The organism is Pseudomonas sp. AC252, from assembly GCF_979258105.1.
Window position 1 is genome coordinate 2,956,928 of sequence record NZ_OZ409837.1, and the last position, 25,232, is coordinate 2,982,159.

General features: G+C 59.5%; 22 protein-coding genes and 2 pseudogenes. 12 read left to right on the forward strand and 12 right to left on the reverse strand.

Going from position 1 to position 25,232, the window contains the following annotated elements:
- Window positions 1-61 precede the first annotated feature (61 nt).
- Window positions 62-865, reverse strand: a complete 804-nt coding sequence (locus ACZZZ4_RS13425) for a transglutaminase family protein (RefSeq protein WP_463548006.1) — start codon at window positions 863-865, stop codon at window positions 62-64.
- A 184-nt stretch (window positions 866-1,049) separates the two neighbouring features.
- Here ACZZZ4_RS13425 and ACZZZ4_RS13430 point away from each other — a divergent pair, with 184 nt between their 5' ends.
- Window positions 1,050-2,069: a Glu/Leu/Phe/Val dehydrogenase family protein gene (locus ACZZZ4_RS13430; protein ID WP_463548007.1), complete on the forward strand. Its 1,020-nt coding sequence runs from the start codon at window positions 1,050-1,052 to the stop codon at window positions 2,067-2,069.
- A gap of 156 nt (window positions 2,070-2,225) precedes the next feature.
- Here ACZZZ4_RS13430 and ACZZZ4_RS13435 read toward each other — a convergent pair.
- A pseudogene (locus ACZZZ4_RS13435) lies at window positions 2,226-2,480 on the reverse strand (YebG family protein); the annotation flags it as partial.
- Between the two features lie 336 nt (window positions 2,481-2,816).
- Here ACZZZ4_RS13435 and ACZZZ4_RS13440 point away from each other — a divergent pair.
- The gene (locus ACZZZ4_RS13440; protein WP_016771633.1) at window positions 2,817-3,317 is read left to right on the forward strand and encodes a phosphate-starvation-inducible protein PsiE; all 501 of its coding nucleotides are present in this window, start codon (window positions 2,817-2,819) and stop codon (window positions 3,315-3,317) included.
- On the opposite strand, the gene ACZZZ4_RS13445 is transcribed toward ACZZZ4_RS13440, so the two are convergent.
- Window positions 3,314-3,631, reverse strand: a complete 318-nt coding sequence (locus ACZZZ4_RS13445) for a DUF3509 domain-containing protein (protein WP_463548008.1) — start codon at window positions 3,629-3,631, stop codon at window positions 3,314-3,316. The genes ACZZZ4_RS13440 and ACZZZ4_RS13445 overlap by 4 nt on opposite strands.
- Before the next feature lie 263 nt (window positions 3,632-3,894).
- Window positions 3,895-5,271 carry an L-serine ammonia-lyase gene (locus ACZZZ4_RS13450; RefSeq protein ID WP_463548009.1) on the reverse strand — a complete coding sequence of 459 codons (1,377 nt, stop codon included), beginning with the start codon at window positions 5,269-5,271 and terminating at the stop codon, window positions 3,895-3,897.
- A 135-nt stretch (window positions 5,272-5,406) separates the two neighbouring features.
- Between ACZZZ4_RS13450 and ACZZZ4_RS13455 the strand changes: the two genes are divergently transcribed.
- The gene (locus ACZZZ4_RS13455; protein ID WP_039759283.1) at window positions 5,407-6,354 is read left to right on the forward strand and encodes a LysR substrate-binding domain-containing protein; all 948 of its coding nucleotides are present in this window, start codon (window positions 5,407-5,409) and stop codon (window positions 6,352-6,354) included.
- 200 nt (window positions 6,355-6,554) lie between these two features.
- A complete protein-coding gene (locus ACZZZ4_RS13460) occupies window positions 6,555-6,962 on the forward strand; it encodes an HPF/RaiA family ribosome-associated protein (protein WP_024011656.1) in 408 nt (135 codons plus the stop codon).
- Window positions 6,963-7,050: 88 nt separating this feature from the next.
- Here the strand turns inward: ACZZZ4_RS13460 and fecA are convergent, their stop codons facing one another.
- The 3 genes from fecA to ACZZZ4_RS13475 form a co-directional block, all read right to left on the reverse strand.
- Window positions 7,051-9,384, reverse strand: coding sequence for a TonB-dependent Fe(3+) dicitrate receptor FecA (fecA, locus tag ACZZZ4_RS13465; protein ID WP_463548010.1), 2,334 nt, complete (start codon window positions 9,382-9,384; stop codon window positions 7,051-7,053).
- 87 nt (window positions 9,385-9,471) lie between these two features.
- A complete protein-coding gene (locus tag ACZZZ4_RS13470) occupies window positions 9,472-10,404 on the reverse strand; it encodes a FecR domain-containing protein (protein ID WP_463548011.1) in 933 nt (310 codons plus the stop codon).
- The gene (locus tag ACZZZ4_RS13475) at window positions 10,401-10,889 is read right to left on the reverse strand and encodes a sigma-70 family RNA polymerase sigma factor (protein ID WP_039759276.1); all 489 of its coding nucleotides are present in this window, start codon (window positions 10,887-10,889) and stop codon (window positions 10,401-10,403) included. The genes ACZZZ4_RS13470 and ACZZZ4_RS13475 overlap by 4 nt, the downstream gene beginning before the upstream one ends.
- Window positions 10,890-11,077: 188 nt before the next feature.
- Between ACZZZ4_RS13475 and ACZZZ4_RS13480 the strand changes: the two genes are divergently transcribed.
- The 6 genes from ACZZZ4_RS13480 (at window position 11,078) to ACZZZ4_RS13505 (ending at window position 17,485) form a co-directional block, all read left to right on the forward strand.
- Complete coding sequence (locus ACZZZ4_RS13480) at window positions 11,078-11,383, forward strand: DUF3649 domain-containing protein (protein ID WP_039759274.1); 306 nt, start codon at window positions 11,078-11,080, stop codon at window positions 11,381-11,383.
- Window positions 11,380-12,963, forward strand: coding sequence for a PepSY-associated TM helix domain-containing protein (locus ACZZZ4_RS13485; protein WP_463548012.1), 1,584 nt, complete (start codon window positions 11,380-11,382; stop codon window positions 12,961-12,963). Before ACZZZ4_RS13480 ends, ACZZZ4_RS13485 begins: the two co-directional genes overlap by 4 nt.
- Window positions 12,963-13,289 (forward strand): DUF3325 domain-containing protein, encoded by a 327-nt coding sequence (locus ACZZZ4_RS13490; protein WP_122610800.1) that lies wholly within the window; start codon window positions 12,963-12,965, stop codon window positions 13,287-13,289. Before ACZZZ4_RS13485 ends, ACZZZ4_RS13490 begins: the two co-directional genes overlap by 1 nt.
- A 1-nt stretch (window position 13,290) precedes the next feature.
- The gene (locus ACZZZ4_RS13495; RefSeq protein ID WP_016771621.1) at window positions 13,291-13,857 is read left to right on the forward strand and encodes an RNA polymerase sigma factor; all 567 of its coding nucleotides are present in this window, start codon (window positions 13,291-13,293) and stop codon (window positions 13,855-13,857) included.
- Window positions 13,854-14,843, forward strand: a complete 990-nt coding sequence (locus ACZZZ4_RS13500; RefSeq protein ID WP_463548013.1) for a FecR family protein — start codon at window positions 13,854-13,856, stop codon at window positions 14,841-14,843. The genes ACZZZ4_RS13495 and ACZZZ4_RS13500 overlap by 4 nt, the downstream gene beginning before the upstream one ends.
- Window positions 14,844-15,055: 212 nt before the next feature.
- The gene (locus tag ACZZZ4_RS13505) at window positions 15,056-17,485 is read left to right on the forward strand and encodes a TonB-dependent siderophore receptor (RefSeq protein WP_463548014.1); all 2,430 of its coding nucleotides are present in this window, start codon (window positions 15,056-15,058) and stop codon (window positions 17,483-17,485) included.
- 116 nt (window positions 17,486-17,601) lie between these two features.
- Here the strand turns inward: ACZZZ4_RS13505 and ACZZZ4_RS13510 are convergent, their stop codons facing one another.
- Window positions 17,602-18,477, reverse strand: coding sequence for a helix-turn-helix domain-containing protein (locus tag ACZZZ4_RS13510; protein ID WP_039759265.1), 876 nt, complete (start codon window positions 18,475-18,477; stop codon window positions 17,602-17,604).
- Between the two features lie 141 nt (window positions 18,478-18,618).
- Here ACZZZ4_RS13510 and ACZZZ4_RS13515 point away from each other — a divergent pair, with 141 nt between their 5' ends.
- Entirely contained in the window at window positions 18,619-19,521 is a 903-nt protein-coding gene (locus ACZZZ4_RS13515) for a DMT family transporter (protein ID WP_463548015.1), read from the forward strand.
- An 18-nt stretch (window positions 19,522-19,539) separates the two neighbouring features.
- On the opposite strand, the pseudogene ACZZZ4_RS13520 reads toward ACZZZ4_RS13515, so the two are convergent.
- The 3 genes and pseudogenes from ACZZZ4_RS13520 to ACZZZ4_RS13530 form a co-directional block, all read right to left on the reverse strand.
- Window positions 19,540-20,049 (reverse strand): annotated as a pseudogene (locus ACZZZ4_RS13520) (DUF2165 family protein).
- A 139-nt stretch (window positions 20,050-20,188) separates the two neighbouring features.
- Window positions 20,189-21,163 carry a 2-hydroxyacid dehydrogenase gene (locus tag ACZZZ4_RS13525; protein WP_463548016.1) on the reverse strand — a complete coding sequence of 325 codons (975 nt, stop codon included), beginning with the start codon at window positions 21,161-21,163 and terminating at the stop codon, window positions 20,189-20,191.
- Between the two features lie 217 nt (window positions 21,164-21,380).
- Window positions 21,381-22,896, reverse strand: a protein-coding gene (locus ACZZZ4_RS13530) for an IS3 family transposase (RefSeq protein ID WP_463548017.1) whose coding sequence is annotated in 2 segments (ribosomal slippage) — window positions 21,381-22,428 and window positions 22,427-22,896 — 1,518 coding nt in all. Because the reading frame shifts where the segments join, the coding sequence is not laid out codon by codon here.
- 701 nt (window positions 22,897-23,597) lie between these two features.
- Here ACZZZ4_RS13530 and ACZZZ4_RS13535 point away from each other — a divergent pair.
- Window positions 23,598-24,059 carry a hypothetical protein gene (locus ACZZZ4_RS13535; protein WP_415763597.1) on the forward strand — a complete coding sequence of 154 codons (462 nt, stop codon included), beginning with the start codon at window positions 23,598-23,600 and terminating at the stop codon, window positions 24,057-24,059.
- A gap of 96 nt (window positions 24,060-24,155) precedes the next feature.
- On the opposite strand, the gene ACZZZ4_RS13540 is transcribed toward ACZZZ4_RS13535, so the two are convergent.
- Window positions 24,156-25,124, reverse strand: coding sequence for a LysR family transcriptional regulator (locus ACZZZ4_RS13540; RefSeq protein ID WP_076565944.1), 969 nt, complete (start codon window positions 25,122-25,124; stop codon window positions 24,156-24,158).
- Between the last annotated feature and the right edge of the window lie 108 nt (window positions 25,125-25,232).

Sequence of the window (25,232 nt, forward strand, 5' to 3'; positions counted from 1 at the left end):
AGGCTCGCTCCCACACAGGTTTGTGTGGGCTCAAGGATGGGGACAAGCCTGCGGAAGGTGGTCAATGAACGACGGAGTTGGGCGGCAGATGACCGAGGCGTTCGGTCAGGCGCAGGCGCTGGATCGGATCTTCGCTGAGCAACAGCGCGTGCTCCAGATCGAAGCGTTCAGCGTTCGGACAATCCAGCCGTTGATACAAACTGGCGCGAGCCATGTAATCGGCAGCCTTCGCGCCACCCAGTTCGAGCACTCGTTCCGCGTCGATCAGCGCGGCGATGTGATCGTCGTGGGTCAGATGCAATTGGCGCAGGTTGCGCGACAGGCGCTGGAGCATCTGCACTGGCGTCGCGGTGAGCAGATGCTCGGCGCTGAGCTGCATGTTCGGTCCGTATTGACGTTGCAACAGCTCGCGACAGTCGTTGGGATACAAGCGTCGACCTCCGCAAGGGTCGAGCAAGTGGTCGGCGCCGGGTACCCGCAACAGGAAATGCCCGGGGAAGTTGACCCCGACCAAAGGAATCTCGAGGCCATGCGCCAGTTCCAGTGCGATCAACGCCAATGCCAACGGCTGACCCCGCTGGGTGTGTAACACACGATGCAGCAGCGCTGCCTGTGGACGCAGCGGCAGGAAATCATCCTGGGCGAAGCCGAGATCGACCATGCGCCGCAACAGCGGTTGCGCCAGTTCGCTGACCGGCAGCATCGGCAGGCCGTAGCTGACGCGTAATTGCAGATCCTTGAAGGTACGCAACCATATCTCGGGCTCGAGAGTTTTGTCGTGCTCGGCACTTATCCACAGCGCAGCTTCCAGCAGGGCTGGCGGTGAACGATGCAGGCATTCGAAAAAGCGTTGGCGCGCACTCATCTGAATCTCCCTCCAATGCCTCGTTTTAGCCCCGTCCGGGTTGTTCGTCCAGTGCTGGGCTCGCTGAGCGCGACTTATTGCGGCATGACATTGTCCGCTCGGCGGCTCATGCCGGTGCGCGCCAGCAATTTTCAGGGGCAAGCCTATACTGGCGTTCTACAAGAAGTGATTCGGGAGCCTATCGATGTTCGCTCTCATGCAAAGCACTCGCCTGGAATCGCTGCACCTGAGCGTGGATCCGGTCACCGGGTTGAAGGCGGTCATTGCCATTCATGACAGTCGCTTGGGGCCAGCCTTGGGCGGCTGCCGTTACCTTGCCTATCCCAACGACGAATCAGCGGTCGAGGACGCCATTCGCCTGGCGCAAAACATGAGCTACAAAGCGGCGCTCGCCGGCCTCGCGCAGGGCGGCGGGGTGGCGGTGATCGTGCGCCCGGTCCATGTCGAGAATCGCGCCGCGTTGTTCGAGGCTTTCGGTCGTTGTATCGAGCAACTCGACGGCCGCTACATCACCGCCATCGACAGCGGTACTTCAGTGGCCGACATGGACTGCATCGCCCAGCAGACCCGGCATGTCACCAGCACCACCTCGGCAGGCGATCCTGCACCGCATGCGGCCATGGGCGTGTTCACCGGCATTCGCGCCACGGCGATGGCGCGTCTGGGCAGCGACAACCTCGAAGGTTTGCGCATTGCCATCCAGGGGCTTGGCAATGTCGGTTTTGCGCTGGCCGAGCAACTGCACGCTGCCGGCGCCGAGTTGCTGGTCAGTGACATCGACCACGGCAAGGTGCAACTGGCGATGGAGCAGCTCAATGCCCATCCGATCGCCAACGACGCATTGCTCAGCACACCGTGCGACATTCTCGCGCCTTGCGGTTTGGGCGGGGTGCTTAATAGTCACAGCGTTTCACAGCTACGTTGTTCAGCAGTGGCCGGTTCGGCGAACAATCAACTTTCCCATCTGGATGTGGCGGATCAGCTGGAACGGCGCGGCATTCTTTACGCGCCGGATTATGTGATCAATGCCGGTGGGCTGATCTACGTTTCGCTGAAACATCGCGGTGAGGAATTGTCGACCATCACGGCGCATCTGTCGAAAATCAGTTCGCGGTTGACCGAAGTTTTTGCCCACGCGCAGGCGGAAAAGCGTTCGCCGGCGCGGGTGGCGGATGAGTTGGCGGAAAAGGTTTTGTATCGCTGAAAAAGCAAAAGATCGCAGCCTTCGGCAGTTCCACACTCAGAATGTAGGAGCTGCCGAAGGCTGCGATCTTTTTAATTACTTCGGCGCTTTCGCTGCTTTGGCTGGCTTCGTCGGCGTCTCATCAGGTTCTGTCGCTTCAGCTTTTTCGACAGGCTCGGCCGGCGCATTGATCAGCTCCGACAGCGCATCGGGCTGGCTCTTGAATGCTCGGGCGAACACATCACGATTCTTCGCCATGTAGATCCCGGCTTCTTCCACTTGCTGTTCAGTCAGGGACGGAACGGCTTTTTGCAGCACATCGGCCAGATATTCGGCCAGTTCGAGCATTTTGTCATGACGATCAGCTTCGGCTTTATCCATGAACAAGCGCTCCAGATCTCGGCTGCTGCGGTATACCACTTCGACGGCCATTCACCACCTCACATGCCTTCACATTAAGTTGTCTTGACGACTACTGTATCCATATACAGCGAAAAGGATAAGCGAATCCCTGCGCCATGGGTAGTGGCTTTTCAATGTAGACCGGATTTGGTGTTTGTCAGGGAGCCGTGTCGATGCTCTTCGCGAGCAGGCTCGCTCCCACAAAAACTCCGGCAGTGCGACCAAACGCCACGGCGCGGGATTTGCGGCGGATCGCCATGATGCGTGGCCCTGAACCTGCATGAAAACCATTGCAACAAGGCGCGCGCGCAAAACCGTCACGTGCGATACGCATCATCCGCCCGAAACGGGCTAAGGAAACTCATCGTGAAAATAAACTGGGCCGAGAAACTGCGGCGTAACGTGCACCAACTGGCCGAGTCCCTGGGCAACCTGTTCGTTGAAACTTTTCACTACCTGGCGCTGTTCGCCATCGGTGCGGTGACGGCGTGGGCGGCCGTGATGGAGTTTCTCGGCATGCTCGAAGTGGGACACATCAAGATTGATGACATTTTGTTGCTGTTCATCTATCTGGAACTGGGCGCGATGGTCGGGATTTATTTCAAGACCAACCACATGCCGGTGCGCTTCCTGATCTACGTGGCGATCACTGCACTGACGCGCTTGCTGATTTCCAACGTCTCGCACCACAACCCGCCGGACATGGGCATCATTTACCTGTGCGGCGGCATTCTGTTGCTGGCATTCGCGATTCTGGTAGTGCGTTACGCCTCGTCGCAGTTCCCCTCAGTGAAGATCGAGAACCCGCAGCGCAAGATCGGCACGGGTTCCAGCGAGCATCCTGAAGTGGAGAAGGGCGAGCTCTAAAGGCCTGCCGCCTGGCCGGGCCGGCCTTTGACCCGTGGCGGTGGCGGAGTGAGCCCGGCGCCGCTGGTCATGGCTTCGAGGATCGACATGGCGCTGTGGCCCTGTTCGATGGCGATGCCGAACTGGATGCTTTGTACCAGCCGTTTCAAACGCTCGGGATCGTTGCGCTGTTCGGCGCTGATCATGCGCTTGGCCACGATGCGGCCGGCGTTGGACAGGGTCAGCATGATGCTGCCGTCCAGGCCCTGAATGCTCAGATTGATCTGATAGTCCGGCGCGAAGGCATCGGTAATGATTTGAAATGGGTTGTCCATGATGCGTCACCGCCTGATTGAACGTGCAGTTGTTGACCGGCCATGATCCGATTTGGTTCGCAACACCAGACCACTGGCATCTCGTTCGCTGAGGTTTGCAATGTCCGTTTGCCTCAAGGGTGATGTAGCAAGGGGCATGCCGGAAAAATTGTCGAACAATAAACACGGCGAAAAAAACGGCGAGCCTCGGGGCTCGCCGTTTTTTGTGGCGCGTTTTCAGGGCAGGAATGAGCCGATGATCGCTGACAGTGCAGTCAGGCCGATCAGCACTCCACCCAGTTCACTGCCAGCCCGCCACGTGAGGTTTCCTTGTATTTGTCGTGCATGTCGGCGCCGGTGTCGCGCATGGTGCGGATCACCCGGTCGAGGGAAATGAAGTGATTGCCGTCGCCGCGCAGGGCCATTTGCGTGGCGTTGATTGCTTTCACCGCCGCGATGGCATTGCGCTCGATGCACGGCACTTGCACCAGGCCACCGACCGGATCGCAGGTCAGGCCGAGGTTGTGTTCCAGGCCGATTTCGGCAGCGTTTTCCAGTTGCTCCGGTGTCGCGCCGAGGACGTCGGCCAGACCGGCGGCAGCCATTGCGCAAGCCGAGCCAACTTCGCCTTGGCAACCGACCTCGGCGCCGGAGATCGATGCATTTTTCTTGCACAGAATGCCGACGGCAGCTGCACCGAGAAAGAACGCGACGACGTCATCATCAGACGCATCCGGATTGAATTTCATGTAGTAGTGCAGAACGGCCGGAATGATCCCGGCGGCGCCATTGGTCGGCGCGGTGACCATGCGCCCGCCGGCAGCATTTTCTTCGTTGACGGCGAGGGCGAACAGGTTGACCCATTCCATCGCCGACAGGGTCGAACTGATCACGTTCGGTTTGCCGATTTCGAGCAAACTGCGGTGCAGTTTCGCCGCGCGACGCGGTACTTTCAGACCGCCGGGCAGGATGCCTTCGTGGCGCAAACCTTGTTCGACGCACTCGCGCATCACCGACCAGATGTGCAACAGGCCCTGACGGATCTCGGTGTCGCTGCGCCAGGCGCGCTCGTTGGCCATCATCAGTTCGGAAACGCGCAGATTGTGCTGTTTGCACAAAGCGAGCAGCTCGGCGGCGCTGGAAAAATCGTAGGGCAACACCACGTCGCTGGCGGGCGCCACACCGGATTCGGCTTCAGCCGCTTCGACGATGAAACCGCCGCCCACCGAATAATAGGTTTGCGCAAACAGCTCGGCGCTTTCGCCGAATGCAGTCAGCGACATGGCGTTAGGGTGGTAGGGCAGGCTTTCGTCGAGCAGCAGCAGATCGCTGTGCCAGTCAAAAGCAATTGAACGTCGACCGGCGAGGGATAGTTGCCCGGTTTCGCGCAGTTGCTGGATGCGTGGCTCGATGGTCGAAGGATCGATGCTGTCCGGCCACTCGCCCATCAGGCCCATGACCGTTGCGCGGTCAGTCGCGTGGCCGACGCCGGTGGCCGACAGCGAACCGTACAGGCGGATCTGCACACGTCGCACATCATTGAGCAGATGCTGATCGATCAGAGCCTGGGCAAAGGTCGCGGCTGCACGCATCGGACCGACGGTATGGGAACTGGACGGGCCGATGCCCACTTTGAATAGATCGAAAACACTGATAGCCATGCTAAACCCTTACAAGCAATGGAGTAGGAATCGCTGCCATTTTTTGTCGGACAAGCGCAATGTCGGCGATACTGCCTGCCTCGCTTCGAGGTGACCAACGAAACCTCCTAAGACAGCCTTTAGCAGGACTAAACAATGAGTCGTCAATTGCATGCCCAGACCTATGTCTGGCTGCAGGTGTTTGCCTGTGCCGCGCGGCACCTGTCGTTCACCCGTTGTGCCGAAGAGCTGCACATCACCCCGGGCGCGGTCAGCCAGCAGATTCGCCAATTGGAAGAACGCTTGGGCTTTCGCCTGTTTCATCGGCGCGCGCGGGGCGTTGAGTTGAGTGCGCAGGGGCAGCGGCTGGCGATGACCGTCAACGAAGCCTATGGCAGCATCGATGCGGAGTTGCGCCGACTGGACGCCGGGATGATCAGCGGGACGCTGCGGTTGCGTTCAATCCCGTCGTTTCTCGGCAAATGGCTGACCCCACGCCTGCCGCGCTTGCAGCAACGTTTTCCGGATATCCAGTTGCGCCTGGTGGCGGAGGACAGCAGCGTGCCGTTGCACGAGGGCGATTTTGATCTGGCCATCGACCTCAACGATGGCAGCTACCCGGGATTGTTATCCACAGCCTTGCTCGACGAGCAGATTTTCCCGGTGTGCGCGCCGAGCCTGCTGCGCGGGCGCCCGCCGCTGCACGGGCCGGCGGATCTGGTGCATTTCCCGTTGCTGCACGACATCACCGCCTGGCGTGGCAGTTACGAATACGCGGAATGGGAGTTCTATTTGAATGCGATCGGCTTCGAAGGTGCCGATGTACGACGCGGCCACACGTTCAATCGCAATCACCTGACCATCGAAGCGGCGATTGCCGGCATGGGCGTGGCGATTGCCCGGCGCACGTTGCTCAATGATGAGCTGGAGCGCGGTACCTTGATCGTGCCGTTCGGCCTGTCGGTGCCCAATCACAAGCGTTACGTGCTGCTGTATGCGCCGGGGGCGTTGAGCCATCCGGGCGTGCGCGCTGTGCATGACTGGCTGGTGGAGGAGGCGGGGATTTTCCGCAGTCTGCACCCGCTGAATGACGGGCAATTGTGAGCAGATTTTGCCAATGGGCGAGGCGACCCAACTCCCGACATTAACAGCGCCTCGCTCGGTTGTCCGGCTTTTTTTGCGAATGAATATTTTTCTTTTTTCAGGGGTTGAAATGTTCGCCGCTCGGGCCGATTGTTGTAACCAGGAGGTCAGGAAATTCACTTCAAGGCCTCCAGCGAGCTAGCTGAAATAAGGGATGAACTATGCAAATCCAAGTCAACAGCGATAACCATATTCAAAGCAGTAAGCGACTGGAGGAGTGGGTACGTACAACTATTGAGAGCACGCTCGACCGTTATGAAGAAGACCTGACCCGTGTCGAAGTCCACCTCAGCGACGAGAACGGCGAGAAACCAGGTCCCCATGACTTGCGCTGCCAACTGGAAGCGCGGCCAAAAGGCCACCAACCGATTTCCGTGACCCACAAAGCCGATTCGCTGGAACAGGCGATCGACGGTGCTGCCGAAAAACTCGAGCACGCACTGGATCATCTGTTCGGCAAACTGCGAGGTAAACCACGCGCCGCTGTAGTGCCATTTAGCGGCAAAGCCAACGACAAGCTGTTGGCGGAAGAATTCGACGAGAACGAACAGGCAGCGATCAACAGTTGATGCGCTGATTTCACAAGTGACTAAGGAGAACGGGCCTGCTGATGCAGGCCCGTTTTTTTTCGCATGGGGAGAAGGCTTCAGAGTCTGTTCAGAACGCCACCGACGTCTGCACATAAACCGTCCGCGGCTCACCTGCATACTTGCCCTTGTTGTTGTCATCGAACGAGCGTGTGAAGTACTGCGTGTTGAAAATGTTCTTCACCCCCACCGCCACATTCAAATCCGACAGTTGCGGCCCGAAGTCATACCCCGCGCGGCTGCTGAACAGCATGTAGCCAGGGATTTTGCCGGTGCTGCCATCGGCGCTTTCCTTTGAGGTATTGGCGTTGTCGGCAAACTGGTCGCTCTGGAAGCTGCTGTCCAGATTCAGCTTCCATGGCCCTTCGGTATACCCGACGCCAATCGTGCCTTTGTGTTTGGAGGAAAACGGCACGCGGTTGCCTTTGTTCGGACCATCCTCGCGAATAGTTGCGTCGACATAGGCATAACTGGCGTAGACATCGAAACCGGCCAGCGCCGGGCTCAAGTCGTCCAGTGCGTAATTGACGCTGGTCTCGATGCCCTGATGGCGGGTTTCGCCACGAGCGATCACCGAGTCGTTGGTCTGGTTGCTTTCGTACTGGTTGTCGAAGTTGATCAGGAACGCGCCGATTTCCGCGCGCAGGGCACCGTTGTCATAGCGCGTGCCGAGCTCCCAGGTGCGTGCCTTTTCCGGTTTCACTTCACCGCTGGTCACCCGATTGGGCATCTGGCTGTATTGCACGCTGCCGAACGAGCCTTCGGTGTTGGCGTACAGATTCCAGCTGTCGGTGAGGTGATAGAGCACGTTCAGCGCCGGCAGCGCGGTGTTGTAGTCGCCCTTGTATTTGACGTTGGTCAGGTTGTTGGTCTGCTGCGACTCGATCATCTCGTAGCGCACGCCTGGGGTGATGGTCCATTTGCCGATATCGATACGGTCATCGATGAAGAACGCATTGGCCTCGGTGCCGCCACGGGTATCGCGGTCGTTGCGGCTGCTGGTGGTCGGGTATTCGTTGGCGCTGATCGGCGTGCGATAGCGCAGTTCGTGGCCGGCCTCGTTGATGTAGCGGTAACCGACGCCGACTTCGTGGCTGCTCGGACCAAGATCGAAGCCTTGGGCGAAACGGGTTTCCAGACCACGCACCCAGTACTCGCGCGGCGATAGCGACAGGAATGTGCCCTGATCCAGATAACCGCTGCGCAGGGTTTTGGTGAAGAAGGTGTTGGCGGTGAACTCGCGGCGGTCTTCCTGATAGCGATAGCCGACGTTGAACATCGTGCGGCGGCCCCAGAACTGGTCTTTCGGCCGCGTCGACTGATACGGATCGGCATCGTAATCGGCGACGTTGAGACCGCCGGGCATGTCGGCCTTGCCTTCGTAATACTGGGCCATGGCGTTGAAGCTGTTGGCGTCGTCGAGCTGGTATTTGCCCTTGAGGATCAGGTCGTCGATCTCGGTATCGCTGTGTTCACGCCAGTCACCGCCACGGGTGCCGGAGTACAACAGCGCACCACCGAGGCCGTTGGCGTTGGTGCCGCCGGCCAGCAGATTGGCGCTGGTCTTGAAACCGTCGTGGCTCGACGATGGGCTGGTTTCAGTCTGGAAACCACCTTTGACTGTTGGCTCGTCGGGAATCGCCCGGGTCACAAAGTTGACCACGCCGCCGACGTTCTGCGGGCCGTAACGCACCGCGCCGCCGCCACGCACCACGTCCACGGCATCCATGTTGCCCATGCTGATCGGCGCGAACGACAACTGCGGCTGACCATAGGGCGCGAAAGGCACCGGGATGCCGTCCATCAATACGGTCGAGCGTGCGGCCAGGCGCGGATTCAAACCACGAATGCCGAAATTCAGTGCCATGTCATGGCTACCGGTGCCGTTGTTCTCCGGCGCATTCACACCGGGGATGCGGTTAAGTACGTCGCGGGCCTGGGTCGCGCCCTGCCGTTCGAACTCTTCGCGGCGGATCACATCACGCGCGCCGGGGTGTTCGAAGACATTGATCTGCGCCGCGTCGCCGAGCCAGTCGCCGACTACGGTCGAGGTGCCCAGCTCCAGCGCCGCGTCAGCCAGCGGTTGCAGGCTGAAGGCGTTGTCACCCTCGGCTCGGGCTTGCAGGCCGGTGCCTTCGAGCAAGGCATCGAGGCCTTGTTGCGCGGTGTAGTTGCCTTCCAGACCACGGCTCTGCACACCGCTGGTGACTTGCGAGCCAAAGGAAATCAGCACGCCGGCTTCACGGCCAAACTGGTTGAGCGCGGTTTCCAGTGGCGCCGGGGCGATGTGATAAACCTTGGCCTCGGCGCCCAACGCGGCGGGCAGGGCGGTGAAACTCAGGCTGGCGCCGAGCAGAAGATTGCGCAGGCTGCGGGCCAGTGGCGTAAGGCGGGTGGGCTGCATGTGGATGATCCTGAGAAGGTGGAATCAAGGGGGCTTTCCTTCTCTGTCACGCCAGATCTGAAAAACGGCTCATTTATTTTTTGCAGATCAAACCCGCGCTTCGACGCTCACCCAATAACGGGTAAAGCGCTTCACTCTGACCGGCAGACTGATCTGCAACAGGTCGAGAATCCGCTCGCTGTCATCCAGCGGATACGTCCCGGAAATCAGCAGACCGGCAACCTGGCTGTCACACCGCAGTTGCCCGCGCCGGTAGCGGCCAAGCTCCTCGAGGAAATCGCCGAGGCGCATATGCGCGGCGACCAGCATGCCGTCAGTCCAGGCGCCGCTGTTGGCGTCCAGCGGCCTGGATTCGCTGACGGCGCTGGCGGTAAAACTCAACTGCCGTGCGACCGGCAGTAGCACGGGCGCGCGCTGGTTGGCGGTGAGTTCGACTCGTCCTTCGAACAGCGCGATCTGCGTGCGCTCGGCAAACTGCCGCACATTGAGGCGCGCTCCTTGGGTTTTCAGCACGCCGTGCGCCGTGCGTATTTCGAACGGACTCGCAGCGCTCAGCAGCATTTCGCCGTCGAGCAGACGAATCAACCGCTGCGCACCATCCACATCAACCGAGCTGGCGGTATTGAGCTGCAACGAATCGGCGCCACTCAGGGCAATCTTGCGCCGCTGTCCAACCGGCGTGCGGTAATCGGCGAGCAGCGACGGCAGCGGCGTGTGCTCGCGCAGGCCCCAGGTCGCCGCTGAGCCGGCACCGAGAATCAGCAACAGTTTCAGCGCCTGACGGCGACTGCTCGACTTCGGCCCGTTCAGCGCGGCGTGGGCCAACGGCGAGTAAACGCCACGCAAACGCTGATTGACCCGCTGCATGTGTTCCCACGCCCGGCGGTGTTCGCTGTGTGCGTCCAGCCACTGTTGCCAGGCTTGTTGCTGGCGCGGGGTGAGCGTGCCCTGCTGCATTTCCAGCTGCCAGTGCACCGCCTGTTCGGCGACCTGCGCGGAAAATTCCGGCACACGATTCATAACGCGAAATAGCAGCGCATGGCCGCTTTGTTCAAATGGCGTTTGACCGTGGCCACGGAAATACCCAGTTCGGCGGCGATCTGTGGATAAGTCAGACCATCGACCTGAGCGAGCAGGAAAGCGCGTTTGATCTGGCGCGGCAAGCCGTCGAGCATTTCATCGAGTTCGACCAGTGTCTGCAGGATGATCGCTTTGTGCTCTTCCGACGGCGCGATCATTTCCGGCATCTGCGCCAGGGTTTCGAGGTAGGCGCGTTCCAGATCCTGGCGCCGGTAATGATTGAACAGCACGCGCTTGGCCAGCGTGGTGAGAAAGGCGCGCGGTTCGATGATCACCGGTGGCTCGCGGGCGGTCAGCACCTTGATGAACGTGTCCTGGGCCAGATCCGCCGCGCTGTCCGGACAGCCGAGCTTGCGCCGCAGCCAGCCGGTGAGCCAACTGTGATGGGCGTTGTAGAGCGATTCGACGGGATGGGCGGGCGGCAACGAAATCACTCCGGACGCAAAACCTGCGTAGAGAACGTACGTTAGAGAACAAGAAAGGTTCGCATTGTAGGGGTTGGCGACCGTGTCCGGCAATCAGATGCTTTTGCGTATGAGAATATTTATCATTAATATTGCTCGCCTGTAGATTCGGCTTGTCGGCCGAACGTTTTTCGTTTCAGGGTCGAAACATGAAAGGCAAACTCGCAACCCTTCCCATGTCCTATCGTCTGGCCGTCACTTCGCGAGTGCTGGCGGCGATTTTCGGCGGCTATCTGGTGGCGGCACTGGCCAGTGTCACCCTGACGTTGTGGTTGCCGCTGAACCGCGCCGAAGCGGTGGTCACAGGCATGACTGTGTCCTTTCTGGTCTATCTGGTTGCCGTGCTCTGGTGCTTTGCCTGCCGCAGCGCGTGGTCGGCGTGGGTCGGCTTGTTGGTGCCGAGCGTGATCCTCGCCACCATTTCCGGTGCCGCGCGCGGTCTGGGGCTGGCATGAAAGAAGGTTTCCGCCAGGCAATGGCGTGGCTGCACACTTGGGCCGGGCTAGTGTTCGGCTGGTTGTTGTTCGCGATTTTCCTGACGGGAACACTCGCCTACTTCAAAGACGAAATCAGCCACTGGATGCAGCCGGAAATTGCGGCGCATCCACTCGATGCCGAAGCGAGCCTGACGCTCGCGCAAAACTATCTGCAGCAACACGCCGCCGGTGCCTCGCGCTGGCTGATCGATTTGCCCGATGCCCGCGATCCCGGTCTGACCGTGCGCTGGCAGCAGGCTTCGGGCAAACCCGGCGAGCGCGGCCGCTTCGAATCCAGAACCCTTGACGCTCAGACCGGAGCCGAAGTACAGGGCCGCGAAAGCATGGGCGGCGAGTTCTTCTACCGCTTTCACTTCCAGTTGCAGATGCCTTATCCGTGGGGCCGCTGGCTGGCGACCATCGCTGCGATGGTGATGTTCGTCGCGTTGATCAGCGGCATCATCACCCACAAGAAAATCTTCAAGGACTTCTTTACCTTCCGCCCGCGCAAGGGCCAGCGTTCCTGGCTCGACGGGCATAACGCGGTGGGTGTGCTGGTGCTGCCGTTTCACTTGATGATCACCTACAGCAGCCTGGTGATTTTCATGTCGATGGTCATGCCAGCCAGCATCGTCGCCTCTTACGGCAGCGACGTGCGCAAGTTCTATGACGAAGTCTTTCCTGCCTCGAAGACACCCGAGCGCGCCGCTATCCCCGCGCCGTTGACCGCCATGGCGCCGCTACTTGCCAAAGCCAGCGAGCAGTGGGCGGGCGGCCACACGGCGCGGCTGTCGGTGAGCAATCCGGGCGATGCCAGCGCCACGGTGGTGCTGTCCCGCGCGGGCGATCGGGTGGTGCATGATTTCGGCCGGGCGGTGACCTTCAACGGCGTCACCGGGCAGCTTCTGAGCAGCACCCCCGATCAACCCATGGCGATGGCGGTGGGTGGCGTGTTTTATGGTTTGCACATGGGCCATTTCGCCGGGCCGCTGTTGCGCTGGCTGTATTTCCTTTGCGGACTGGCCGGCACGGCAATGATCGGCACCGGGCTGGTGATCTGGCTCGGCAAGCGGCAGCTCAAGCACGCTAAAAGTGCGGCGATGCCGTTCGAATTGCGTCTGGTCGAAGTGCTGAATATCGCCAGTATGGCCGGGCTGGTATGGGCGGTGGCGGTGTTCTTTTTGGCCAATCGACTGCTGCCGGTGAGTCTGGCGGGGCGGGCCGATTGGGAAGTGAACGCGTTCTTCATAGTCTGGGGCCTGAGCGTGGTGCACGCGGTATTGCGTCCGGGACGCAAGGCGTGGATCGAACAGCTGACGCTCGGCGCCGCGTTGTTTATCGCGGTGCCGCTGATCAATGCGCTGACCACACCGTGGAATCTTGGCGCCAGCCTGATGCAGCGCGACTGGGCACTGGCCGGATTTGATCTGACTTGTCTGGCAACGGGGCTTTTTCTTGGCTGGGCTGCGCGCAAGATGCAGCGTACGGGCAACCACGCCAGCGTTCGCCAAGTAGGTTCTTCGCCTCGCTCGATCACTGTCGAACAGGGTGCCAACTGATGCTGCTGGCCCTGTTGCTCACCTATGCCGGCTTCACCGCGTTGTGCCTGTCGATGCCACGTCATCACGCCGAGTTGCTCGGCGCCAAACCGTCGACGCGCCGCCGTCAGGGTCTGGCGTTGGCGGGATGGCTGTTGCTGGCGCTTTCGCTGTGGGCAGCGGTCGCGGCCAGTGGCTGGAGTTTCGGTCTGGTCGACTGGTTCGCGGTGCTGATGCTCAGCGCTTTGGCACTGGTGCTGTTGCTGCCGTATCGCCCGCGTCTGGCCATGGCACTGGCCGGGTTGAGCCTGTTGGCGAGCCCGGTCGCCGCCTGGGCGCAGTGCTGAAGTGCTGATCGGTCTGCCACCGGAATCGCGTGACGATGAAGCGCGTGGCGCGCGTGCGCATTTTCTTCAGGTGTTTCTGTCCCAGCGTGCGCAAATGGAGGCGCTGGTGAACCGGCGCGTCGGTTGTCGGGCGACGGCGGCGGATCTGGTCCAGGATCTGTTTTTGCGCTTCTGGCGGCGGCCGCTGGTGCAGGTCGAAGAACTCAGCACTTATCTACTGCGCTGCGCCGGCAATATCGCCATCGATCATTTGCGCAGCGAAGGCACGCGCACACGGGTCAACGAAGGCTGGCAGCCGGACGAACCCGACAGCCATGGCAGCGAACCCCAGGCTGCACTCGAAGCCGGCAACGATCTGCGCCATGTCGAAGCCGCGTTGCGCGCCTTGCCCGAGCGCACGCGGCAGATTTTTCTGCTCAATCGCATTCACGGGCGCAAGTACGCGGAAATCGCCAAGGCCATGGGCCTGTCCCAAAGTGCCGTGGAAAAACATATGATGCGCGCCCTCGAGGCCTGCAAGGCCAGCCTGCGCGATCCCGCGCCACGCCTGCCAGGGAAAGCACCGTGAAGCCATCAAACCCGATCACGCCGACACCGGCCCAGGAGCAGGCCGCGCTGGCCTGGCTGAGCCTGCTGCATGACCGCCCGAGCACTGGCGATCAACTGACCTTCAGCCAATGGCTGCGCGCCGACCCCGCCCATGCCGAAGCGTATGCGCAGGCGCAGGTGATCTGGGAACTCAGCGAAGCCCCGGCGCGCATGTTGGCCGAGGAAGATGCGCTCGCGCTGCATGGCTATCTGCAGGCAATGGACGCCCCGCGTCGCTCGCCGACGTGGCGTTGGTCAGGCGCGCTGGCGCTGGCCGCGTGTCTACTGTTGATGGTCAGCCTCGGCACAGGGTGGCAGGCGCAGCGCTGGCTCGACGATCTGCGCGCCGACCATGTCTCGGCGCCCGGTGAAATTCGCACGGTGACTCTGGCCGATCAGTCGCAAGTGACACTGGATGCCGATAGTGCGATTGCTCTGGATTTCAGCCACGGTCAGCGCCGTGTGCAATTGATTCGTGGCGCTGCTTTCTTCAGCGTCACTCACACCGGCGATCCGTTTGTGGTGGCGGCGGAGCAGGGCGAGGCGCGGGTGCTGGGTACCCAGTTTGAAGTACGCCGACAACCTCATGGCGCGCAAGTGACGGTATTGTCCGGACGTGTCGCGGTGACGGCGGACGAGCATGGCCAACAACAGATTCTCACGGCCGGCCAGCAAGTTGCCTACGCCGACGGCACGGCGGAAAAAATGCATGCCGTGGACAGTGAAGCGCAACTGGCCTGGCGTCAGGGCTGGCTGACTTACTACAAGACCGCGCTGGCCGATGTCGTTGAGGATCTGCGTCGGTATTACCCGGGGCGGATTGTGCTGCTCAACGATGAACTGGCGGCGCGCAAGGTCAGCGGCAGCTTTCCGAGCAAGGACCCGCAGGCGGTGCTCAATTCGCTGCAAGGGGTATTGGGATTTGAGCAGCATCGGGTGTTGGGGCAACTGATGATTCTGCGCTGAGGCTGCCGGCCTCTTCGCGAGCAGGCTCGCTCCCACAGGGAACGCATTCCAAAGGTGGGAGCGAGCCTGCTCGCGAAGGCGTCACTCCAGGCAACAAATCCTCCAAAAAATATTTTCAATTTAAAGGTGAGGTAACCCCGAGCCCCATCCGTGTAGTGACTGAAACTGCGAGCCATTCGCATCCGTTGCGGTTCTACACAGGTCATTGAGCAATGAAGTCCAGGGCAAAATCCGGTTCGGTCAAACAGTGGTTAAGCGTGTCGGCGTTGAGTTTTTCCTCATTGGCATTGCTGCCGATGAATATCGCGCTGGCGGCAGAAGCGGTGAGCAATCAGGCGCAACAGCAATTCAATTTTGCCCTCACCGCCAAACCGTTGCCGCAGGCCCTGAGCGACTTCAGCCGCGTGACCGGGCAGAGCGTGGTCTACACCGACGAAGCGCCGTACGGCCTCGATGCTCCGGCAGTCAACGGCCGGATGAGTGCCGAGCAGGCCTTGCAGCGGTTGCTCGGCAACTCCGGCCTGAGCTTTCGCCGCACTGACAGTCACACGTTGGCGCTGGAGCCGATGCCGACCGCAGGCGCGCTCAATCTCGGCGCCACCACCATCACGTCCACGCGCGACGAATCGCTGAGTTATCAGCCGCCGGAAACCAGTTCGGTGATGCGCTCATCGGCGTCGCTGCAAGAGATTCCGCAGACGGTCAATGTCATCCCGGCGCAGGTCATTCGCGATCAGGCGCCGCGCAATCTCGACGACGCGCTGGCCAATGTCAGCGGTATCACGCAGGGCAACACCTTGGGCAGTACCCAGGACTCGGTGATGACTCGCGGTTTCGGTGACAATCGCAACGGCTCGATCATGCGCGACGGCATGCCGCTGGTGCAGGGCCGCGGCATGAACGCGACCGTGGATCGCGTCGAAGTGCTCAAGGGCCCGGCCTCGTTGCTTTACGGGATTCAGGACCCGGGCGGCGTGGTCAACCTGGTCAGCAAGAAGCCCGAACTGACCCAGTACAACGCCGTGACGGTTCGCGGTTCGACCTACGGTGACGGCAAGAACGGCAGCGGCGGCGCCTTCGACAGCACCGGCGCGCTGGGTGATTCCGGCTTCGCCTATCGCATGGTCGTCGATCATGAAGACGAAGATTACTGGCGCAACTTCGGCACCCATCGCGAGACGCTGATCGCACCGTCGCTGGCCTGGTACGGCGAGCGCACCAAGCTGCTGTTCGCCTACGAGCACCGCGAATTTCTCACCCCGTTCGACCGTGGCACCTTGATCGATCCGCGCACCAATCATCCGCTGGATATCTCGCGCAAGGAGCGTCTCGACGAGCCGTTCAACGACATGGAAGGGCGCTCGGATCTCTACCATTTCGAAGCCGACCATGAACTCAACGACGACTGGAAAGCCCACTTCGGCTACAGCTGGAATCGCGAGACCTACGACGCCAGCCAAGTGCGCGTGACTGCGATCGACACCAACAAAGGCACACTGACCCGCAGTATGGACGGTACCCAGAACGCGATCAGCACCGATCGTTTCACCACCGCCAGCCTCGAAGGCAAAGTGAATGTGCTGGGCATGCAGCACGATCTGGTGTTCGGTGTTGATGATGAATACCGCAAGATCTACCGCGAGGATCTGATCCGGCAGAAAAGCTTGACCACCTTCAGCTACCTCAATCCGGTCTATGGTCGCGAAGTGATGGGCACTACGGTGAGTGCGCCCGACAGCGCGCAGACCGACAAACTGCGCAGCGACTCGCTGTTCCTGCAGGACTCGATTCACCTCAACGAGCAGTGGATTCTGGTCGCTGGCGGACGTTTTCAGGAGTACGACCAGTACGCCGGCAAAGGCGTGCCGTTCAAGGCCAATACCGACAGCAACGGGCAGAAGTGGGTGCCGCGCGCAGGGCTGGTGTATCGCTACACCGACGCGCTGTCGTTCTACGGCAGCTACACCGAATCGTTCAAACCCAACTCGACCATCGCCCCGCTGAGCGGCAGCAGTACCGTGCTCGACGGCAGCATTGCGCCGGAAGAAGCCAAGTCGTGGGAGCTGGGTGCGCGGCTGGATATGCCCGGCAGCATCACCGGCAATATCGCGTTGTTCGACATCAAGAAACGCAACGTGCTGGTGGCCAACTCCGAAGGTCCGACGACGATCTACAGCGCCGCTGGCGAGGTGCGTTCCCGTGGGTTGGAAGTCGACCTGAGCGGGCAGCTCAGCGAGCACTGGAACCTGATCGGCAGCTATGCCTACACCGACGCCGAAGTCACCGAAGACCCGGAATACAAAGGCAAGCGCCTGCAAAACGTAGCGAAGAATTCCGGCTCGCTGTCGGCGGTGTATGACTTCGGCAATGTGTTTGGCGGCGACCAACTGCGTGTCGGTGCCGGTGCGCGGTACGTCGGCGAGCGTGCCGGCAACGCGGTGAACGATTTCGATCTGCCGAGCTACACCGTGGCGGATGCGTTTGCCACTTACGACACCACGGTTGAAGGGCAGAAGGTCAAGTTTCAGTTGAACGTGAAGAATCTGTTCGACCGCACCTATTACACCTCGTCGGCGAGCCGCTTCTTTGTGTCGATGGGGGATTCGCGGCAGGTTTCCTTGTCCAGCACTCTGGAGTTCTGATCCAAAACCGCATCAACGCTCTTCGCGAGCAGGCTCGCTCCCACAGGAGACTGCATTTCAAGGTGGGAGCGAGCCTGCTCGCGAAGGGGCCATCACTGGCGAAAAGGTACGAGTTTCTAACGCAAAAACGCCTGCCGATACTCGCCCGGCGTCCCACCCAAAACCTGCCTGAACCGATTAGTGAAATGGCTGGCACTGGCAAACCCGCACGCCAGTGCAATCTCCCCCAAGGGCAGCGCCGTGCCGCGCAACAATTCCCGTGCCCGGCTCAAGCGCCGCGCCAGCACATATTGATGCGGCGGCAGGCCGAAGCTCAGGCGAAACATCCGCGCAAAGTGATATTCCGACAGCGCACACAGCCCGGCCAGTTGCCCGAGGCTGATCGGCTCAGCCAACTGATTGTCGATGAACTCCACCAGTTGCCGGCGCTGATGCGGTGCGAGTCCGCCCTTCAAGCGCAAGCCCTGACGCGCACCGACCTGGTTGAGCAGGGTGTGGCTGATCAATTCGTGGGCGAGGCTGCTGGTCAGCAAGCGTTCGGCTGGCTCTTCCCAGTTCAGGCTCAACAATCGGCGAAAGCGCTGGGCCTGCTGCGGATCTTCGAGAAAGGTCTGTTCGCGTAATTGCATTTCGCGCGGTTCGCGATCGAGCAACGTCACGCAACCGAGGGCGAATTGTTCGGCGCTGAAATACAGGTGCGCCAGACGGATGTCGCCATTGATCACCCAGCCCGATTCATGCTCGGCCGGCAGGATGCACAGCTTGTCGGGCCCGCCCTTGCGGCCCGGCTGGCCACGGCGAAATGTACCAGTGCCGCCGGCGATATAGCAGGACAAGGTGTGATGACTCGGCGCTTCATATTCCTGGGCGTCGTGGTGATTGGTCCACAAAGCCGCAGACAAGCCGTCGCCGAGCTCGGCGCTGTGCACCAGACGTGCATTCGGCGAGCGGTTGAGGGCTTGAAAGACTTGCAGGGTATCGATGGCGGCCATGTGCGGTTCTCTTCAACGCCTTCGCATCCTACTCCGTAGGCGTGGCGCTGCCAGCCAGTTGGCAGACAAAAGCGCAAGATTCTGCAAGCGCCGAAGGATGGCCAAGGCAGACACTCAAGGCCTGTTTAAGGAGTGTCTGCCATGAACCTGTCGTTGTACCTGCTGACCGTGCTGATCTGGGGCACCACCTGGATCGCCTTGAAATGGCAATTGGGCGTGGTCGAAATTCCTGTGTCGATCGTTTATCGCTTCGGCCTGGCTGCATTGGTGTTGTTTGCGTTGCTGCTGCTCAGCCGACGTCTGCAACCGATGAATCGGCGTGGGCACCTCATCTGCGTCTTGCAGGGCCTGTGCCTGTTCTGCATCAACTTCATGTGCTTTCTGACCGCCAGTCAGTGGATTCCCAGCGGGCTTGTGGCGGTGGTGTTTTCCACGGCAACGCTGTGGAACGCGCTGAATGCGCGGGTGTTCTTCGGTCAGCGCATTGCGCGCAATGTGTTGCTGGGCGGTGCGTTGGGGCTGTCGGGTCTGGGGATGTTGTTCTGGCCGGAGCTGGCGGGGCATGAGGCCACTCCGCAAACCTTGCTCGGTCTTGGTCTCGCGCTGTGCGGAACCTTGTGTTTTTCGGCAGGCAATATGCTCTCCAGTCTGCAACAGAAAGCAGGGTTGAGGCCGTTCACCACCAATGCCTGGGGCATGGCCTACGGCGCGGCGATGTTGTCGGTGTGGTGTCTGCTCAAAGGCATTCCTTTCGACATGGATTGGTCGCCGCGTTACGTCGGCGCGTTGCTGTACCTGGTAATTCCTGGATCGGTGATCGGCTTTACCGCCTACCTGACGCTGGTCGGGCGCATGGGACCGGAGCGTGCGGCTTATTGCACGGTGCTGTTTCCCGTGGTGGCGTTGAACGTGTCGGCGTTTGCCGAAGGTTATCAATGGACCGCGCCAGCGCTCGCCGGATTGGTGTTGGTGATGCTGGGCAACGTGCTGGTGTTTCGTAAACCGAAACCACTGTTGTCCGCCGGGCAGGGAAAGTTGGCTTGATAAAACGAGCGCTGCTGTTCAGCGCTCGACTTTCAAGGTGATGTAGATCATTACCGGGAAGATAAAGTCGACAATGTGTCGTGCCCAGTCCTTGGCGTTTCATGATTGCGAAGTGTCCATGTCGAACCATTCAACACCGACAGTTTGCAGGCACACGTAATAAATGAAGATGGCGACCAATATGCCCATGATCGAAAACTTCTTGGCTTCATGAAACGCTGCAGCCGAAGCATCAATGTAGCGATATAACTGGTAGGTGCCGATCAGACAGAGCACCGTGTAAGTTACTTCCATGGTGATGATGAACCAGTAGATCCGGTGGTGGATCATGGGCGAGTCAATGGCCCGGTACATGATGTTTTCGCTGGCGTTGGTGGTGTCCATACTCAGGATGTGCGCCACATAAGTGTAATTGGATTCGTAGTCGGTGAAGTTATGAATCATCACCAGCAAGCCGAAGAAGCTTATATAAGCCATCAAGATGACTTTGCTGTAACGGATGAGTTTGTCGGTGGTCAGGGTGTTCACGGTATAAGCTCTCCATGGCAATTAAGCAATAAGTTGATAAGTTGCGAGAGCTTATATGGCTGTTACTTGGTCTGGCTTTTTTGTTCGGTTGCAAGTTATGTAAGGTGAAGGCCGGCGCAACGTTGCGCCGGCCCTTTTTTCAGCCGAGCCAGGCCTGCGGATTGACCAGATCCTGCGGCCGTTCGCCGAGCAGGGCGCTGCGCAGGTTGGCCAGAGCGCGGTTGGCCATGGCTTCGCGGGTCTCGGTGGTCGCTGAGCCGATGTGTGGCAGGGTCACGGCGTTTTTCAATTGGAACAGCGGCGATTCGGCCAGTGGTTCTTTCTCGTAGACGTCGAGCCCGGCACCACGGATGCGGTTGTTTTGCAGGGCTTCGATCAGCGCCGGCTCGTCAACGACCGGGCCGCGCGAAATGTTGACCAGGATGGCGCTCGGCTTCATCAGCGTCAGCTCGCGATGGCTGATCAGGTGGCGGGTCTTGTCGCTCAGCGGTACCACCAGGCAGACGAAATCGGCTTCGGCGAGTAGCTCATCAAGGCTGCGGTACTGCGCGCCGAGTTCCTGTTCCAGTTCGGTCTTGCGGCTGTTGCCGCTGTAGAGGATCGGCATGTTGAAGCCGAAGCGCCCGCGGCGGGCGACGGCGGCGCCGATGTTGCCCATGCCGACAATACCGAGGGTCTTGCCGTGCACATCCGTGCCGAACAGCGGGGTGCCGACGCTGGCTTGCCATTGGCCGGCCTTGGTCCAGGCGTCGAGTTCGGCGACGCGGCGGGCGCTGCTCATGATCAGGGCGAAAGCGAGGTCGGCGGTGCTTTCGGTGAGCACGTCGGGGGTGTTGGTGAGCATGATCCCGCGTTCGTTGAAATAGTCGAGGTCGTAGTTGTCGTAGCCGACCGAGACGCTGGAGACCACTTCGAGTTTTGTTGCGCTTTCCAGTTGTGCGCGGCCGAGTTTGCGGCCGACGCCGATGAGGCCGTGGGCGTGGGGCAGGGCTTCGTTGAACTGGGCGTTGATGTCACCGGTCTTGGGGTTGGGGACGATGACGTCGAATTCTTGTTGCAGGCGTTCGATCATGGGCGGGGTGATGCGGCTGAAGGCCAGGACTGTTTTTTTCATTGGGCTTGGGCTCGTCGGGGCTTGATTGCAAGCACGCTAACATTTTCTTGTTCGGGTTGTCTTGGCGGCCTCTGGGCCGACCATGCCTTGGTTTGTCTGGTGTGAATATCCGAATGTTTCGCTGCGGCGGCTGGCGGTTTCGCCTGACGGCGACTTACTTTTTACAAGCCGGTGCGTGTCAACGTATCTGTCGCTTCACGGCTGTTTTAGGAGTCTATTACGCCCTTGTTTCAGGGCGCTCTGGATTCAGGTAAACAGCGTTTGCGAGTTTCCAATTACGTACTTCGCCGCTCCAACGGCTAGGGTTAGTTGCTTTGGCTGCCTTGTAAAGATTCTCCCGTGCCTGCAGTAACGCAGGTGCCTTGCCTTCGTGACGCTCATTGGGCGTCACGTATTTCAAGGCGCTATGACGATGCTCGTCGTTGTACCACTCAACGAATTTCTGCACCCAGAGTCGTGCTTCCGTGAGGTTGTCGAAGGGCCGCTCGGGCCACAGCGGGCAATACTTAGCCGTACGAAAAAGCGCTTCGGCATAGGCGTTGTCATTGCTTACTCGGGGTCGGCTGAACGACGGTTCGACGCCCAATGCAATCATGCTTTCTCGAAGAAGCGAGCCTCTCATTACGTGACCGTTGTCCGAGTGCAGTACCAGCGGACGACCCGCCGTACGCTCTCGTAAGCATCCTTTTTCAAGCAGTACGCATGCATGTTCTGCGCGTTCGGATTCGTGTACTTCGTTGGTCACTAATTTGCGGCTATAGATGTCTTTGACCATGTACCAGTAGTAAAAGCGACCTTTAACGGTGGTGGGTAACCACGTGATATCCCAACACCAAACTCGATTTGGGGCATCAGCACAATGTGTGGTCAAAGCTCGGCGCTTCGGAGCTTTGGCTCGGCCTCGACGGCTATTCTGATTTGCCTCTTTCAGCACCCGATAGAATGTTGATTCCGATGCCAGATAGATACCTTCGTCAGCTAACTTCGGGACAATCTGGTGCGGTGTCAGACTCGCGTAGCCAGGTTGATTAGCAGCATCCAAAACAGCCTGACGCTCTGCGACGCTGAGTTTGTTGGACGGTGCTTCGCGCTTGATGATCTGGCGCTTGTCGGCTTCGCAGTGTCGCCAACGCTGAACCGTCCGCAAACACAGCCCGATCTCTTTGCATGCACGAAACCGACGTGCACCACTTGCTACTGCCTCAGCGATCAGGCCCAAAGCCTGCACACGATCAGGGGCGCTGATCAGCCTTGTCCTTGCCCCAGATCGCATTGGCTTTTTTTCTGAGTTCCAGTAAAGCGACCGCCTCCTTGCAATCAGCATCGGATCGAAGCAGTTGTCGCTCCAGCTCCTTTATCCGTATTTGCTCGGTGGTCGGTTTTTTGTTGGGCTGAGGCTCCATCGCAGTGTTGGCATTCTGGCAAGCTTGGCGCCATTGCTGAATCTGCTCAGGATAAATGCCCTTGATTCGGCAATATTGTGAAAGCTCTACCTCGCTCAACGGCGCGGTTTCCAGAACGGCGTTGAATTTGTCGGCGCTGGACCACTGATTGCTGGTTTTATTATTCCCAGGAACAATCAATCCTTTATCTCTAGCCATTTGCCTCCAGTTTCGCAGTGACTGTGGGGTGACGCCGATTGCAACGGCGAGCTCTGCTACGGAACGGTTTAAGGGCGGCATCATTTGAAGAACAGCCCAGTCTCTGAAGTCATCGTCATAACGCTTCGGCATTGCTAGACACCTTCGCCCCCATGAATGGTTGAGTCAATCAACAGAGGTGACAGGTAGGCTGACACGGGGGAAGCGCCTAAAAAAAGTAAGCAAAAAAACGCTTGCTCCTACGTTCGGCCCTCGCAGGCTCGGGTTCCTTCGCTCCGGGACTGATCCGGGCGCAGCGGCTCCGGTTTGCTTCGCTGCACCTCCTTCCGCTGTGTCTGGCTGCGCCAGACGGTCGCTGCGCTCCCACGCCCGGATCAATCCCTCCACTCAGCCTTCCGACGTCGCCGGTGGATCAAGATCAAAAGCACTCGAGCTTGCGCTCATTGTTGAGTGGGGCGGCTTCGCCGCGGGCAGCTGCGCTGCTTTGCCTTTGCTTTTGTAGGAGTGAGCCTGCTCGCGAAGGCGGCCTGACAGCCGACCTGTTTCTCGCTGATGTACTCGATTCAAACTGTGGGAGCGAGCCTGCTCGCGAAAGCGGTTTATCTGACAGCTCGAATTTGAATGTGTCGAGTCCTAGGCGGGCTCCGGCCAATTGATACGCTACCAATTCCATCCTTCTGCACTTTGTCTAGAACCAGATCGTAAGTTTCTTATAGCAAAAAATTTTGTTTTACTGTCATTTCTGTCAGGTGCGATCAGAGTTCAATCATGCAATCTTGTGTCTGCACACTATTTTCCTGTGTGTACCGGGATCCATAGAGAGGGAACTTGTCATGCAAAATAAAATTCGGCTCCATTCGAAATCAAAAAAATCAGTATCAGGTTCGGCCAACGTGCTGATTGACAGCCTTCCACCGTTCAATGGCAGTGTTTTGAAATTCTTGACTGATGGCAAGGAAGTCCTAGTTAGTGCAAATCAACAATTTGACGAAAAACGGTCGGCGTCGTTGAGCATCAGTTTTCCAGAGTCAATTGACAACAAAGAACATGATTACGTTAAAGACAGCGGTATCGACATTATCTATGTACTGATTGAAAAGGATGACGATGGGGAGACATATACTCCTTACTCAGCTGTTTACGGAAGCGGAAAAGTCACAGTTGCATTCGATTTGGAACGAGGCACATTCCATGCGACGTTCAATTTAAAGGTACAGAACGATCCAACAGAGCCCCAGCTGGGAGCAAACGGTGCGTTCAGAGACGTTCAAGGTCTTGAGCACGTACAGAAGTAACACTCTGTCTTTATCGCCGATTAGTGCTATCGCAACGACGTTGCATTGGGAATTCCGCGTCATCGGAACGCGGAACTCCCTCCGGGTCTTTGAAAGTCAGGTCGCAACGCGGACGCCAGCCAGACTCCCGCTCAACTCATACGCAACCAGTTCCGCCTGATGCGCCGCCAATATCTCCGGCAACGATCCGCGCAAATATTCCACCCAGGTTTTGATCTTCGCATCCAGGTACTGCCGCGACGGATAGATCGCGTAGAGGTTGAGTTCCTGCGAACGGTAGTTGGGCATCACGCGCACCAGAGTGCCGTTGCGCAGGCCTTCGATGGCGGCGTAGACCGGCAGCACACCGACGCCCATGCCGCTGGTGATGGCGGTTTTCATGGCGTCGGCAGAGTTCACCAGGAACGGTGAGCTGTTGATGGTGACCGTTTCCTGGCCGTCCGGGCCGTCGAAGGCCCATTTCTCCAGCGGGATCACCGGGCTGACCAGGCGCAGGCAGGCGTGGTTGAGCAGGTCGCTGGGTTTCTGCGCGGCGCCGTTGGCTTTTACGTAGGCCGGCGAGGCGCAGACGATGCTGTAGGTGATGCCCAGGCGCTGCGAGACGAAACCGGAGTCGGGCAGTTCGCTGGCCAGCACGATCGATACGTCGTAGCCCTCGTCGAGCAGGTCCGGCACGCGGTTGGCCAGGGTCAAATCGAACGTCACGTCGGGGTGGGTCTTGCGGTAGCGGGCGATGGCGTCGATGACGAAGTGCTGGCCGATGCCGGTCATGGTGTGCACTTTCAACTGGCCGGCCGGGCGCGCGTGGGCGTCGCTGGCTTCCGCTTCGGCTTCTTCGACGTAGGCCAGAATTTGTTCGCAGCGCAGCAGGTAGCGTTTGCCGGCCTCGGTCAGGGCGATGCGCCGGGTGGTGCGATTGAGCAGACGCGTTTGCAGATGGGCTTCGAGGTTGGAGACCGCGCGCGAGACGTTGGCAGTGGTGGTGTCGAGTTGCACGGCGGCGGCGGTGAAACTGCCCGCTTCGGCAACACAACTGAAGGCGCGCATGTTTTGCAAAGTGTCCATGGGGTGCTCTCAAGGGAGATGGCAAATTGTGACACGAAGTTTCAGGGGCTGAGACCCCCGACCAAGGGATTATCTCGTTAACCGTAACAAAGATTCACAGAAATCCCA

What these genes read in the sequence shown, in the direction of transcription:
- ACZZZ4_RS13425 (WP_463548006.1), bottom strand. Translation starts at nt 865, where the DNA reads ATGAGTGCGCGCCAACGCTTTTTCGAATGCCTGCATCGTTCACCGCCA.
- ACZZZ4_RS13430 (WP_463548007.1), top strand. Translation starts at nt 1,050, where the DNA reads ATGTTCGCTCTCATGCAAAGCACTCGCCTGGAATCGCTGCACCTGAGC.
- ACZZZ4_RS13445 (WP_463548008.1), bottom strand. Translation starts at nt 3,631, where the DNA reads ATGGACAACCCATTTCAAATCATTACCGATGCCTTCGCGCCGGACTAT.
- ACZZZ4_RS13450 (WP_463548009.1), bottom strand. Translation starts at nt 5,271, where the DNA reads ATGGCTATCAGTGTTTTCGATCTATTCAAAGTGGGCATCGGCCCGTCC.
- ACZZZ4_RS13455 (WP_039759283.1), top strand. Translation starts at nt 5,407, where the DNA reads ATGAGTCGTCAATTGCATGCCCAGACCTATGTCTGGCTGCAGGTGTTT.
- ACZZZ4_RS13460 (WP_024011656.1), top strand. Translation starts at nt 6,555, where the DNA reads ATGCAAATCCAAGTCAACAGCGATAACCATATTCAAAGCAGTAAGCGA.
- fecA (WP_463548010.1), bottom strand. Translation starts at nt 9,384, where the DNA reads ATGCAGCCCACCCGCCTTACGCCACTGGCCCGCAGCCTGCGCAATCTT.
- ACZZZ4_RS13470 (WP_463548011.1), bottom strand. Translation starts at nt 10,404, where the DNA reads ATGAATCGTGTGCCGGAATTTTCCGCGCAGGTCGCCGAACAGGCGGTG.
- ACZZZ4_RS13480 (WP_039759274.1), top strand. Translation starts at nt 11,078, where the DNA reads ATGAAAGGCAAACTCGCAACCCTTCCCATGTCCTATCGTCTGGCCGTC.
- ACZZZ4_RS13485 (WP_463548012.1), top strand. Translation starts at nt 11,380, where the DNA reads ATGAAAGAAGGTTTCCGCCAGGCAATGGCGTGGCTGCACACTTGGGCC.
- ACZZZ4_RS13490 (WP_122610800.1), top strand. Translation starts at nt 12,963, where the DNA reads ATGCTGCTGGCCCTGTTGCTCACCTATGCCGGCTTCACCGCGTTGTGC.
- ACZZZ4_RS13505 (WP_463548014.1), top strand. Translation starts at nt 15,056, where the DNA reads ATGAAGTCCAGGGCAAAATCCGGTTCGGTCAAACAGTGGTTAAGCGTG.
- ACZZZ4_RS13510 (WP_039759265.1), bottom strand. Translation starts at nt 18,477, where the DNA reads ATGGCCGCCATCGATACCCTGCAAGTCTTTCAAGCCCTCAACCGCTCG.
- ACZZZ4_RS13515 (WP_463548015.1), top strand. Translation starts at nt 18,619, where the DNA reads ATGAACCTGTCGTTGTACCTGCTGACCGTGCTGATCTGGGGCACCACC.
- ACZZZ4_RS13525 (WP_463548016.1), bottom strand. Translation starts at nt 21,163, where the DNA reads ATGAAAAAAACAGTCCTGGCCTTCAGCCGCATCACCCCGCCCATGATC.
- ACZZZ4_RS13535 (WP_415763597.1), top strand. Translation starts at nt 23,598, where the DNA reads ATGCAAAATAAAATTCGGCTCCATTCGAAATCAAAAAAATCAGTATCA.
- ACZZZ4_RS13540 (WP_076565944.1), bottom strand. Translation starts at nt 25,124, where the DNA reads ATGGACACTTTGCAAAACATGCGCGCCTTCAGTTGTGTTGCCGAAGCG.